General features: G+C 50.4%; 12 protein-coding genes and 1 tRNA gene. 3 read left to right on the top strand and 10 right to left on the bottom strand.

From position 1 onward, the window contains the following. The first annotated feature begins 66 nt into the window (after positions 1–66). On the top strand, positions 67–1,095 hold the full coding sequence (gene adhP, locus DS739_RS00205; protein WP_006116616.1) for an alcohol dehydrogenase AdhP: 1,029 nt from the start codon (positions 67–69) through the stop codon (positions 1,093–1,095). 39 nt (positions 1,096–1,134) lie between these two features. Next, positions 1,135–2,526: an NAD-dependent succinate-semialdehyde dehydrogenase gene (locus DS739_RS00200; protein WP_006116615.1), complete on the top strand. Its 1,392-nt coding sequence runs from the start codon at positions 1,135–1,137 to the stop codon at positions 2,524–2,526. Positions 2,527–2,609: 83 nt separating this feature from the next. Here DS739_RS00200 and DS739_RS00195 read toward each other — a convergent pair whose 3' ends face one another. From DS739_RS00195 to xseA, 4 genes are all read right to left on the bottom strand, one after another. Beyond that, a complete protein-coding gene (locus tag DS739_RS00195; RefSeq protein WP_006116614.1) occupies positions 2,610–3,785 on the bottom strand; it encodes a phosphoserine transaminase in 1,176 nt (391 codons plus the stop codon). 31 nt (positions 3,786–3,816) lie between these two features. Then, positions 3,817–3,903 (bottom strand) — tRNA-Leu (locus DS739_RS00190). Positions 3,904–3,957: 54 nt separating this feature from the next. Next, entirely contained in the window at positions 3,958–4,299 is a 342-nt protein-coding gene (locus DS739_RS00185; RefSeq protein WP_006116613.1) for a hypothetical protein, read from the bottom strand. Positions 4,300–4,397: 98 nt separating this feature from the next. After that, the gene (gene xseA, locus DS739_RS00180; protein WP_006116612.1) at positions 4,398–5,852 is read right to left on the bottom strand and encodes an exodeoxyribonuclease VII large subunit; all 1,455 of its coding nucleotides are present in this window, start codon (positions 5,850–5,852) and stop codon (positions 4,398–4,400) included. A gap of 51 nt (positions 5,853–5,903) precedes the next feature. Here xseA and purD point away from each other — a divergent pair, with 51 nt between their 5' ends. Then, positions 5,904–7,187: a phosphoribosylamine--glycine ligase gene (gene purD / locus DS739_RS00175; protein WP_006116611.1), complete on the top strand. Its 1,284-nt coding sequence runs from the start codon at positions 5,904–5,906 to the stop codon at positions 7,185–7,187. A 50-nt stretch (positions 7,188–7,237) separates the two neighbouring features. Here the strand turns inward: purD and rimI are convergent, their stop codons facing one another. The 6 genes from rimI to DS739_RS00145 form a co-directional block, all read right to left on the bottom strand. Beyond that, entirely contained in the window at positions 7,238–7,690 is a 453-nt protein-coding gene (rimI, locus tag DS739_RS00170; RefSeq protein WP_035353102.1) for a ribosomal protein S18-alanine N-acetyltransferase, read from the bottom strand. 2 nt (positions 7,691–7,692) lie between these two features. Next, on the bottom strand, positions 7,693–8,385 hold the full coding sequence (gene tsaB / locus DS739_RS00165) for a tRNA (adenosine(37)-N6)-threonylcarbamoyltransferase complex dimerization subunit type 1 TsaB (RefSeq protein ID WP_006116609.1): 693 nt from the start codon (positions 8,383–8,385) through the stop codon (positions 7,693–7,695). Next, a complete protein-coding gene (locus DS739_RS00160) occupies positions 8,382–9,011 on the bottom strand; it encodes a malonic semialdehyde reductase (RefSeq protein WP_050793145.1) in 630 nt (209 codons plus the stop codon). Before DS739_RS00160 ends, tsaB begins: the two co-directional genes overlap by 4 nt. A gap of 67 nt (positions 9,012–9,078) precedes the next feature. After that, entirely contained in the window at positions 9,079–9,639 is a 561-nt protein-coding gene (locus DS739_RS00155; protein WP_006116607.1) for a NifU family protein, read from the bottom strand. Between the two features lie 234 nt (positions 9,640–9,873). Then, positions 9,874–11,106: a DUF2075 domain-containing protein gene (locus DS739_RS00150; protein WP_006116606.1), complete on the bottom strand. Its 1,233-nt coding sequence runs from the start codon at positions 11,104–11,106 to the stop codon at positions 9,874–9,876. Positions 11,107–11,188: 82 nt separating this feature from the next. Further along, positions 11,189–12,487 carry a YncE family protein gene (locus DS739_RS00145; protein ID WP_006116605.1) on the bottom strand — a complete coding sequence of 433 codons (1,299 nt, stop codon included), beginning with the start codon at positions 12,485–12,487 and terminating at the stop codon, positions 11,189–11,191. Between the last annotated feature and the right edge of the window lie 65 nt (positions 12,488–12,552).

Genomic DNA, 12,552 nt, shown 5'->3' with positions numbered 1-12,552 from the left:
GGCGAGGCTTCCCCCTCGCCCTTTTTTATTTCTCATGTCTGTTTGTAAAATATAAGGAAGCATATCATGTCCGGAAAAATGAAAGCCGCTGTGGTTCATGAATTTGGCAAACCACTAACCATTGAAGAGCTGGACATCCCGACCATTAAACCCACACAGATTTTGGTTAAGATGATAGCCTGCGGCGTGTGTCATACAGATTTGCATGCTGCCAGCGGAGACTGGCCAAAAAAACCACATCTGCCGTTTATTCCCGGTCATGAAGGCGTGGGAACTGTGGTGCAAGTTGGCAGCGAAGTAGACTGGGTGAAGGAAGGCGATGTTGTAGGCGTGCCTTGGCTCTATTCTGCCTGCGGCCATTGCGAGCACTGTTTAGCAGGATGGGAAACCCTTTGCCCGAAGCAGGAAGAAACGGGCTATTCCGTAAACGGTTGCTTTGCCGAATACGTGGTGGCTGATCCGAATTATATTGCCCATCTGCCCAAAGGCGTGGACCCCGTAAAAGTTGCCCCCGTACTGTGCGCTGGCCTGACCGTTTATAAAGGCCTGAAGATGACAGATACGCGAGCAGGGAACTGGGTAGCCATTTCTGGCGTTGGGGGATTAGGCCAAATGGCCGTGCAATACGCCGTAGCAATGGGGCTAAATGTTGTGGCGGTAGACATTGATGATGAAAAACTGGCAACCGCCAAAAAGCTTGGTGCCATGTACACTGTTAACGCCAGAAACACAGACCCAGCAACATTTATGCAGAAAAAGGTTGGTGGCGTGCACGGGGGATTGATTACCGCTGTTTCCACCAAAGCGTTTTCTCAGGCTATGGGGTATGTGCGAGCAGGGGGCACATTGGTGCTAAATGGCCTGCCACCGGGTGATTTCCCAATTTCTATCTTTGACATGGTCATGAATGCCATTACCATTCGCGGTTCCATAGTAGGCACACGGCTGGACATGATTGAAGCTCTTTCCTTCTTTGCAGAAGGGAAGGTAACATCTGTCACCACAACAGATCGGATTGACAACATCAACGCAATTTTTGATGCGCTCAAGAACGGTCGGGTGGAAGGCCGCGTGGTTCTGGACTTCCGCAACTGAGCAACTCCTAACCTCAGAAACAAAAGAAGGGTTATTCTGATGGCTTATGCAACAATCAATCCCTTCACCGAAGAGCAGGTGAAGACGTTCCCCACCACCACGGATGCGGAAATTGAAACAGCAATTGCCAAGGGTGATGCAGCTTTCCAGAAATGGAAAAACTTCTCCCATGCTGATCGTGCACGCATTCTGCAAAAAGCAGCCGATCTGCTGCGCGAAAATCTGGATGAGTATTCCAAGCTGCTGACCCTTGAAATGGGCAAGCGTTTTGCCGAAGCTCAGGCAGAAACGGAATTGTCCGCCGCTATTTTCGAATACTATGCCAAGAATGCTGAAAAGCTGCTGGAGCCACAGGATCTGCCCGTAGCAGACCCACAGGAAGGTCGTGCCAAACTTGTGTACGAACCGCAGGGGATTATCGTTGCGATTGAACCGTGGAACTTCCCGTTCTATCAGGTTGCCCGCATTATCTCCCCTCAGCTTTCTGCTGGTAACACGGTTATCCTAAAGCACGCTTCCAATGTGCCGCAGTGTGCTGCCGCCATGGAAAAACTGATGCTGGATGCCGGGTTGCCAGAAGGTGGCTTTATCAACCTGTATCCATCCCATTCCCAGCTTGCCACGGTTATTCAGGATCCGCGCGTGCGTGGTGTTGCCCTTACGGGTTCTGAAGGCGCGGGCGCCAAAATTGCGGCTACAGCCGGTGGCGCACTTAAAAAGTGTATCATGGAACTTGGTGGCTCCGATGCACTGATCGTGCTGAACGATGCAGACATTGAAAAAGCTGCCAAATGGGCTGTTTTTGGCCGCCACTGGAATGGCGGGCAGGTGTGCGTTAACGCCAAGCGCATGATTGTGGAGGACGGCGTTTACGACAAGTTTGTAGAACTGTACCGCAAAGGTGTAAGCGCCCTGCGTATGGGGGATCCGATGGACCCCAACACCACCATGCCGCCGCTTTCTTCCCGCGGTGCTGTAGAAGATCTGAAAAAGCAGGTTTCTGAAGCCGTAGCACACGGTGCAAAGGCAGAAGAAGTTCCGCTGGAAATGCCCAACAAAGGCTGCTTCTTCCGCCCTGTTATTCTAACAGATCTGGATGAAAGCAACCCGGCGCGCCGTTGGGAATTCTTTGGCCCAGTTACCATGCTGTTCCGCGCGAAAGACGCAGATCATGCTGTAGAAATCGCCAACGATTCTCCATACGGTCTGGGTGGTTCCATCTTCTCTCAGAACGAAGAAAAAGCTGCTGAACTCGCACGCAAAATGGACACCGGTATGGTGTACATCAATCACCCAACCATGGTGAAAGCTGATCTGCCGTTTGGTGGCGTGAAACGTTCTGGCTTTGGTCGTGAACTGATTGACCTTGGCCTGAAAGAATTCGTCAATACCAAGCTGATCGACATCGTGGACATCGACGCACCTTTCTAATAGGCGCGGCTTCATCCAACAAAAAAGGCGGAGGGAAAATTCCCTCCGCCTTTTTTAATGCTGTATAACGCTAAAAAATTTAATTACTGCGGCGCAACCTGAGTAAAAGCCCAATCCAACCAAGGCAATAATGCACGCACATCTGCGGCTTCTACCGTAGCACCACCCCAGATACGCAGGCCCACAGGGGCATCACGGTAACTGGCCAGATCAAACCCAATGCCTTCTTCTGCCAGAACGGCCAGCATTTTCTTGACTGTTTTAGTCTGTTCATCACGCTCAAGGGCCAAAAACCATGGGGCCACAATACGCAAGCAGATTGCTGTGGAAGAACGTTCCTCAGGCTTCTGGGCCAGAAACTCTACCCAATCCGTTTTTTCCACCCACATGGTCACTTCAGCCAGATTGGCTTGGCTGCGTGCTTTCAGCCCTTCCAGGCCACCAGCACCTTCTGCCCATTTCAGGCTATCCAGCGCATCTTCCACACACAGCATGGAAGGCGTGTTGATGGTATCCCCCCGAAAGATGCCTTCAATCAGACCATTCTTATTGGTCATACGGAAAACTTTTGGCAGTGGGCGCGGAGCCTGAAAACTTTCCAACCGCTGCACAGCTTTGGGGGAAAGGGCAATCATGCCATGTGCGGCTTCACCCCCCAAAGCTTTCTGCCAAGACCATGTAACCACATCCAGCCGGTCCCACGGCAGATCCATTGCAAACGCAGCAGATGTAGCATCACAGATCACCAGCCCACCATGTTGCTCCGGAATGGCATCTACTGAAGGAATGCGCACACCAGAGGTGGTGCCATTCCATGCCAGCACCACATCGTGGTTCCAATCAACCTGCGCCATATCTGGCAGGCTGCCGTATTCGGCTTTCAAAACCCGTGTATTTTCGAGCTTAAGCTGGGTGACAATATCCTGCGCCCATAGTGCAGAAAAACTTTCAAACGCCAACACATCTACTGGGCGTTCCCCCAACATGGACCACAAGGCCATTTCCACAGCGCCAGTATCAGAAGCAGGCACGATTCCTACGCGCCACCCTTCAGGCACTCCCAAAATGGCGCTGGAGCGATCAATAACTTCTTTCAGCCGTGCACGCCCTTCCGCAGAGCGATGCGAACGCCCAACCAACGCATTTGCCAGCGCCGATACATTCCAACCCGGCCGCTTTGCGCAAGGGCCAGAAGAAAAGCATGGATTAAGGGGACGGCTGGCCGGACGAGGAAGAACGGATAAGGAAGCGGCTGTCATAACCTTGGCCAGAATAGGGGGAGAAGAAATCTGGTGCGAGAGAGGGGACTCGAACCCCTAAGCCCTTTCGGGCGGTCGATTTTGAGTCGACTACGTCTACCAATTCCGTCACTCTCGCAGCGTGGCCCTTTTCCTACCAGCAAATTGCCGCTGGGAAAAGAGCATGCATGCATTATCGGCACACTCTTTTTGTACCATCAGAGGCAATATAGGTGCCTGTCTGGGTATCAAAGCATGCATTTTGCACGCAAGAATTGCCAGAAGAAAGGGGCTGCGGATAATTTTGCACACCCATCGCCATATTTTCACGCGCAGCTGTTCCACACAATGGTGTGTTCAGCGGTGCGGAGGGATCATTCGTCAAATGGCTATCATTGGTAGCTGATGGCTCGGTTGTCAGACCCGGAGCGAAGCTTTGTGGTGGAATACGATGCCCCTGCTGAGGCGCACACCCTGCCAGCAGCCCTCCTGCCAGACACAGGCTGGCAACACCAACAGAAAAACGGATGGACATGCGCTTTATTCTTTCCTGACGGCGCGGGCCCCTCCGCCCGCGTGGTTTATATTTGGCAGATCATAAACCTGATTGGCAGTACATCTCAACTCGGTGTGTTACAGCTCCAGTACACCTTGCTTGGGGCGGTGTGTGCCATCACCAATAACAGCCGGACGCGCGCCATCACCAAATGTTAGTTCTACACGCTCACCATCATTGAGTTGTTCAGCACTGGTCACTGGCCGCCCCTCTGCGGTAACAAGCGCGTACCCACGAGCCAATACCGCACGGGGAGAAATAGCTTCTAACTGCCCGGCAATACCAGCAAGAGCTGTGCGTCTTTCCCGCACCAATGCTTGCAATGGGGCAGGGGATATCCGTAAGCGACCCAACCGGGCATCCTGCCTTTGGAATGTATGCGCCATGCTGGCCTGCAACATGTTTGCCAGTACGGCCAAGCGTGTGCGCCGCCCTGCCAATAAGGTTTCAACCGCAGGCATATGACGTTCAACCGCAACCAGATCCGCCTTACGCCGCTGCACCAAAGCGGGCAAGGCAACATCCAACCGCCGCCCTCTGTCATCCAACTGCATACGCGCTGTCTGCAACAGGCTTGGCAGATCCGGCATGGCGGAAGATGCACGATCCAGCCTTAAGCGGGCCGTTTGCAGCAAACGGGAAAGCGCGCCCACTGCCCTTGCATTTCGGTGCTCAATATCCGCCAAAAGTTCCGTGCGCACTGGCACAGCCATTTCTGCGGCAGCTGTGGGTGTTGGCGCACGCCTGTCTGATGCAAAATCAATCAGGGTTGTATCTGTTTCATGTCCTACAGCAGAAATCAGTGGAATTAAGCATGCAGCCGTCGCACGCACCACAGCTTCATCATTAAAAGCCATCAGATCTTCTAATGATCCGCCACCGCGCGCCACAATCAACACATCTGGCCGTGGCACGGCGCCCAGCCCGTCAAGCTGCGAAAATCCATCAATAGCCGCAGCAATGCGGGCTGCTGCCCCTTCTCCCTGTACGGGCACGGGCCAGACAATCACAGGTCGGGGGAAGCGCCTTTGCAGGGTTGTACAAATATCATGCAGCACAGCACCTTGAGGTGATGTTACCACCCCGATCACACGCGGCAAAAGCGGAATGGCTTTTTTGCGGGCTGTATCAAACAGCCCTTCTTCCGCCAGCTTTAAGCGCAAGCGTTCAATACGGGCCAGCAAAGCACCTTCGCCCGCATATTCCATCCGCTCTACAACAAGCTGGTAACTGGAGCGCTCACCATAAGCAGAAATCTTGCCGGTGGCGATAATCTCCACCCCGTTTTCTGGCACCAGACCAAGACGGGAAACCGAACCACGCCATACCACACCGGAAATCTTGCCCCGTTCATCCTTGAGCGAAAAATACACATGCCCAGAAGGGTAGCGTTTAAGTTCCGTAATCTCACCACGCACACGTACGCGGCTGAACGTGCCCTCCAGCGTACGCCGGATAGCCCCCGAAATTTCTGAAACGGTAAATTCCGGCACATTGTTACTGGCCGATGGAATGTCAAACTGTTCGGTCATGCGGCTAACCTATGCTACAGACGCTCGCCCTGAAAAGAGCAGAACATCAAGATGCAGGAGAAAACAATGCGGGTACTTCTGGTTGGATCTGGCGGCAGGGAGCATGCGCTGGCCGCAACACTTGCCCGTTCTCCGGAACTTTCAGCCCTGTTTATCGCACCCGGCAACCCCGGCACAGCAGAACTTGGTATAAACGTGCCCATTGGTGCGCAGGATGTTCCTGCACTTGTGCAGTTTGCTCTGGAACAAAAAGTCGATCTGGTTATTCCCGGCCCGGAAGCTCCGTTGGTAGCTGGTTTGGCAGATGCCTGTGCCCGCGCCAAGCTGGCCTGCGCTGGCCCCACACAGGCCGCCGCCCGGCTTGAGGGCAGCAAAAGCTTTACCAAGGAAATCTGCTACGCCGCCAATATTCCCACAGCACAGGCTGAGCGGTTTACGGACGTAAACGCTGCTTTAACATACGTGCGTGAAAAAGGCGCACCCATTGTTATCAAGGCCGATGGTCTGGCCGCCGGAAAAGGCGTTGTGGTGGCCACCACACTGGCCGAAGCCGAAAGCGCTGTACAGGACATGATGGCCGGTGGCTCACTTGGGGATGCAGGCCGCTGCGTGGTGATTGAAGATTGCCTGATTGGTGAGGAAGTCTCGCTTTTTGCGTTCTGTGCGGGAGAAACAGCCACGCTGATTGGCGCTGCCCAAGACCACAAACGCATTGGAGATGGAGATACAGGCCCCAATACCGGTGGAATGGGAGCGGTTTCTCCTCCAAAAAGCTTTGGTCGAGCAGAACAGGAAGCTGCGCTCGATGTGATGGTACGCCCTATGCTGAAAGAAATGGTGCGCCGTGGCACACCTTTCCGGGGCGTTATTTTTGCGGGACTGATGCTGACAGAAAGTGGTCCTCAATTAATCGAATACAACGTTAGATTTGGTGATCCGGAAGCCGAAGCTCTGCTGCCTCGGCTAACGTCTGATCTTCTTCCTGCCCTAAAGGCTCTTGCTGAAGATAAGCTGGATACAGCCCCTGTCACATTTTCCGATCAAGCATCTGTGTGCGTTGTAATGGCAGCCCGTGGCTACCCCGGCACACCAGAAAAGGGTGCCGTTATTTCCGGTATCGAAGACGCCAACAAACTACCTGATGTGCAGGTGTTCCAAGCGGGCACCAAGCTGAATGCTGCGGGAGAACTTGTTGTAGCCGGAGGGCGCGTGCTGGTTGTTTGCGCGTTGGGCAATACCGTGAAACAGGCGCAAGAACGCGCTTACGAAGGTGTTAAAACCATTTCGTGGGATGGAGCAATATGGCGCACAGATATCGGTAACCGCGCCCTTTAAGCCGCTTTTAAAATAACAGCCCTTGGTTATGCAGAGTTACTTCTGTTTGGCTAAGGGCTTACTGCTTGGCAGGATCGACCCAAAACCAAGGCATCCGATCCATCTTCATAATATTTTTTACGTAAACCCAGTTTTTCAAAGCCCTGTTTTTCATACAGGGCTCTGGCGGATTGATTGTTTACAGACACTTCCAAAAACAGGTTTTGCATCCCATTATGCTGCCCAACCTGTATGCACCATGCCAGCAAACGTTGCGCCAAACCGCGCTTTCTATATTCCGGCAGAATGCAGATAGTTAAAACCTCTGCTTCATCCACCACGCTTCGCAACATTATAAAGCCCGCTGGTTGATCTTTCACCATAACCAGACCTGCCTGCACACCCGGAGATGACAGCAAAGCCATTATGGCTGCTTCATCCCACTGTGCGCCTGCACCAAAGCACTGGGTATGTATATTAGCCAGCAAAGGTGCGTAAACAACGCTGGCTTCCTGCACATGCACGGTCAAACTGGTTTGGCTCTTAATCCATCCGCCGGGAGCTTGGCTTCTGGCGGATCTACGTACAGTGGAACAGGATCTAGCAAAGGCAGCTTACCCATTTGGCGCTTTAACGCTGCACTTGCAATTTGCTCTGGTGTTGGTGTGTGTAATGGAGAGTAAACAGCATGTGAAAAAGAAAGAGCCTCACAGGCATCCCCCGCCACCAACCAGCTTCCTTCCGGCGGATGCCAATTGGCTATCATGACGGCACGGACTTGCTGAGCATCCTCTACAAACACTCGGCCACGACGCGCTGGCGTTATCACCATCCACCCTTTTAACTCTGGATACCTCTGCAATTCTGCATCCAGTGCAGGTGTCAGTGCTTCTGCTCGTGTTACGCCCACCACTGGGCAGCCTGCGCCCAGTGCAAACCCAGCGGCTACAGCACAAGACGCCCGCAGCCCTGTAAAAGATCCCGGCCCCACAACCACGGCCACAAGGTCTGGCTGTACACCGGTTTCAGCGCCCCATCCTGCTTGTTGTAAAACCTTATCGGCAAGAAGATTAATGCCTTCTGCTGCCTGCTTGCCAGCAACAACCTCGGCATGCAGCACCAAAAGCTTATCCCTCTCAACCTGAACACATGCAGCCATTCCACAAGCCGACTCTCCTGCCGGGCTACCATCCAGAACCAGAATACGCTGTACCATCATGAAACCACGCAGCAGGCTTCTTCAAACGCCAAACGAGGCGCACGTGGTGGCTGGTTTTCAAAATCTCCATATCCCAGACACAGCAGAAAATTTGCGCGCCACCCTTGTTCGGCCAGAAAAGCATCTTCCACCAACGCTTGGTCAAACCCAGAAATAGGCAAAGCGTCCACCCCAAGGGCACGGGCTGCCATAATCATATAAGCCCCTTGGAGCGTGCCGTTACGAAAAGCAGTTTCTTCTGCCAACCCAACGTCTGATGCAAACCATGAACGCAGGTTTTCCTGCGGACACAAACGCGGCAACTGTTCAAAAAACAATGGGTCATGCGCGACAATGGCAATAACAGACGCCCCCATAACCCGATTAACGTTGCCAGCAGACAAAGCCGGGCGCAGTTTCTCACGCCCATCTGAACCGGTAATAAAAACAAACCGGGCAGGGCTACAATTGCCGGATGTTGGGCCAAATTTTGTGAGATCATAAAGCTGGCGCAGCACATCTTCTTCAACTGTGCGGGTTGTCCAGCGGAGGGGCGTACGCGCCTTTCTGAAAAGGAGATCCAGCCCGTTTTCATCCAGCATATGTATCTTGCCCTGTCTTGCATCTATCATTGAAAGGGCAGGCATAAAAAACACCTGCCTGCTTTCTATGCCACGCTTTGAAGCGCGACAAAAGCAGACAGGTGCAGTGTGCTTAATCTACCTGTTCAACAGAAACCACTTCTGGCACGTAATGGCGTAGCATGTTTTCTACACCATGCTTGAGTGTTGCGCGGGAAGATGGACACCCCGAACAAGCCCCCTGCATGGTCAGCCGTACAATGCCATTGCGATAACCACGGAAAACAATATCCCCACCATCACCTGCCACGGCTGGGCGTACGCGCGTGTCTAGCAGTTCCTTAATTTGGGTTACAATTTCTTCGTCTTCCGGCGCGGTTGCATCTTCTGTAACCGCCACGCCTTCTGCCACTACAGGATGCCCGGCCACAAAATGATCCATCAGAGTGGACAGAATTTGCGGGCGCAGTTCTTCCCAATCTTCGGAATCTGCTTTTGTTACAGACACAAAGTCGTTTCCCAAAAACACACGGGAAACACCCGGAAGGGCAAACAAAGCCTCCGCCAAAGGAGAACGACCGGCTACGGCATCAGCATCAATAAAATCAATAGTGCCAGCATCGCCCATAACAGCCTGCCCCGGCAGAAATTTGAGCGTAGCAGGATTAGGTGTGCCTTCGGTTTCTATGAACATGACCAGTTGAGCCTGAGTAATGAGGAAAGAGAACTTGTTACCTTTCAGTTGGCATTAGAATGCGTACGAAACAAGTCCTGTATCCAAAGAAAAACAGCTCTTTTGAGGTTAATTTTCTTTGAATAATCAACTTTCCTTAATTTTACATGACAGAATGTTTCCCTTGCCGTTTGGCAAATCTGCCATGCAGTTATGAAGTGATAAGCCCTCGGCCTTCCAGCATTAAGGAAGGGCTTAGCTACGCAATGATTGCTCTTGCAGCAATTTTTCCCTCAAAGCTGGATCATGCGCGTAAATATAGAGCCCCTTTACGGATCTTGTCATAAGCACATTGATAGCGTTGAGCATGATTTGCTCTTTAACCTGTTCTGGTTGAGCCAAGCCACCTTTGCCCGCAAATGCTGCACCATCTTCATACCGCGCCGGGTCTAGGCGCAAGCACTCTGCTTGTGCATCATACGTAACGGAAGGGCCCAGAATAAGGCCCACATAGTTCAGATCAAACCCCTGCACTGTATAAACAGATCCAACCTCATTGATGGTATCTGGCCGTTCTGCCCAAGGCAATTTTTCGTCTGGTTTTGAGAGATCCCACCGTAAATGAAAACGCCCTTCATCAATAAAGTGCTCTTTTCCATCCAATCTGTATGGGTAATCATAAGTTGCAACAATGCGTGACAATCCATACTGGTTGTTTTTCTGCTTGATCAACTCGTACATTTCTTGAGCATCCTCAAAGCATCTGAAATCAAAGCTCTGCTTTTTTGGGAAAGATGTCACTTTTTTTGAACAGAAATTTTTTATCCACTCCAGAACATCCGCTTTTGCATGCATTCGAAATTGATCTGTCAGATAGAATGCCCTTACCGGGAAACCTTCTAGTATTTTTGAAAGCGTTTTTTTATTCCAATAACTTTTAAATTTTAAAATCTGTTTTTCATCAAACACAAGGATAACAATACGAGCAAATTTTATAATCTCTTCCAAATGATTGTTTTGGTTAAATCTATTGTATTTATCAGAACGTGTTAAAAGAAGATGTGCTTCATCAATCAGAACAACATCTGCCCTTTTTCCTAATTTATTCATTTTATTTATAAATGTTGTTGGGCGTTCAAAATCCTTTTTCCTGATATATGGAAAATCTTCTGAAATATTCGTATATAGCTTCATCATTTCAGGATGATTCACAATAAGATAATTTTCTTTCCCCGAAAAACAGCCCCCCAGATGATCATTCCTGGACATACGCTGCAAATCATTAAAAATAGAATTTATAACAAGACTTTTTCCCGTTCCTGCATCACCTTCGATAACAAAAATAGCGTGTTCATCTTTTTGATGATCTTTGCAAAATGCAAGAATATCTTTCTTCAGCAACTCCTGCGCAGGAGATAATTTTTGAAATGAAGAAAGTTTATTTTTTGCATTATTATTTTCAATAATTTTATTCTGAAAATCAGACATACCGCTTTCCTATATCCCATAAAAAAAAGCCTTTCTTGAAACAAGAAAGGCTTTTTTCAAAAACATTCTTTAGGTTCTACTTTTAACGCAAAATACCTGTATGACCGATGCAATACCGGCCAGGCTGCGGCCATACAGTAAGACCGTGGGGTTCCGCACCAACCGGGATTTTGATCATGGAACCATCATCTGTGTTGATTCTGTAAACAACATCATCAAACCGCCCGGAAAGCCATAGGCTTTTACCATCTGCGCTTACATTCCCCATATCGGGGCTACCCCCACCAGGAATAGGCCAATCAGCCACAATCTTGTTGGTTGCAAAATCAATTACAGAAACACCACCAGCCTTGCTATGCGGCTTACCATGAATTTTATGAGAACCACGGTTAGCTACATACATTTTTGTACCATCGCGGCTAGGATACAAACCGTGCGTACCCACACCCGTATGGATAAAGCCTGTTTCCTTAAACGTATCCCCATCAACAAGGAAAACGCCGTCTGCCATCATATCCGCAACGTAAAAGGTTTTTCCATTTGGAGAGATCAGAATATCCTGTGGCATACCACCACTTGAAAGCGCCAGATAACCCAAAACTTTCTTATTTACGGTGTCAACTTTTACAAGATGCCCCCCAAATTCACATGTGAAAATGGCATAACGTCCATCAATCGAGAAATCAGCATGATTCACGCCCTTACATTGCGGAACTTCAACAGATTCCTGCAAAGCCATTGTATGCGGGTCTCTAAAATCCAGCCGCTTACGCGCCTCTGCTACAACAATGGCTGATTTGCCATCTGGCGTAAAATACATGTTGTAAGGATCGTCCACCTGCACAGCTGGCCCAGGCTTGGCTGTGCGCGGATCTATTGGCGTCAGGCTACCATTTGTTGTGCCTTCTGCATTATTGGTTACCCATAATGTGCGTAGATCCCACGAAGGCACAACGTGTTGTGGGCTTTTACCAACAGGAAAACGATCCACTACTTTTGAAGTTGCAGGATCAATAACAGAAACATCATTTGAGCGCAGATTTGGCACATAAATACGTGCCGGATCTTGTGCTACTTCCGGTGCAATATTATCGGCCCGCGTTTCACTATAAAGGTTATTTGGATCAATAACGGGGGGCATACCCGGTATTGTTTCAATCTTTGTAGCTAAAGTTGTTGCGTTTTCCGGAACAGGGGTAGAAACGGGTGCGGTTACAGGTGCAGGAGCTTCAGCCACCGGAGGCTGAACCGGCGGAGCCACCGGCGTTGTATCCTGCGCAAATGCTGCCGTTCCAGCGCTCATTACCGCAGCTAAAGTCGTTGCTGCTATCAAATAGGCTTTGGAAGCCATTACACTATACCTCATTATCTCTGGCACCATGATTTATCTATTATATCAGGTTGGATTTATCATGGTGCCTTAATAAGGTCTATTCTAATCTTTTT

Source organism: Acetobacter sp. JWB (genome assembly GCF_003323795.1).
GTDB lineage: Bacteria > Pseudomonadota > Alphaproteobacteria > Acetobacterales > Acetobacteraceae > Acetobacter > Acetobacter oryzifermentans.
Note: the sequence above shows the minus strand (reverse complement) of the source record. Positions and strands in the feature narration are given on the sequence as shown.

Coding starts and splice junctions, on each gene's coding strand:
- adhP (WP_006116616.1), top strand. CDS start 67: ATGTCCGGAAAAATGAAAGCCGCTGTGGTTCATGAATTTGGCAAACCA.
- DS739_RS00200 (WP_006116615.1), top strand. CDS start 1,135: ATGGCTTATGCAACAATCAATCCCTTCACCGAAGAGCAGGTGAAGACG.
- DS739_RS00195 (WP_006116614.1), bottom strand. CDS start 3,785: ATGACAGCCGCTTCCTTATCCGTTCTTCCTCGTCCGGCCAGCCGTCCC.
- DS739_RS00185 (WP_006116613.1), bottom strand. CDS start 4,299: ATGTCCATCCGTTTTTCTGTTGGTGTTGCCAGCCTGTGTCTGGCAGGA.
- xseA (WP_006116612.1), bottom strand. CDS start 5,852: ATGACCGAACAGTTTGACATTCCATCGGCCAGTAACAATGTGCCGGAA.
- purD (WP_006116611.1), top strand. CDS start 5,904: ATGCAGGAGAAAACAATGCGGGTACTTCTGGTTGGATCTGGCGGCAGG.
- tsaB (WP_006116609.1), bottom strand. CDS start 8,385: ATGATGGTACAGCGTATTCTGGTTCTGGATGGTAGCCCGGCAGGAGAG.
- DS739_RS00160 (WP_050793145.1), bottom strand. CDS start 9,011: ATGCCTGCCCTTTCAATGATAGATGCAAGACAGGGCAAGATACATATG.
- DS739_RS00155 (WP_006116607.1), bottom strand. CDS start 9,639: ATGTTCATAGAAACCGAAGGCACACCTAATCCTGCTACGCTCAAATTT.
- DS739_RS00150 (WP_006116606.1), bottom strand. CDS start 11,106: ATGTCTGATTTTCAGAATAAAATTATTGAAAATAATAATGCAAAAAAT.
- DS739_RS00145 (WP_006116605.1), bottom strand. CDS start 12,487: ATGGTGCCAGAGATAATGAGGTATAGTGTAATGGCTTCCAAAGCCTAT.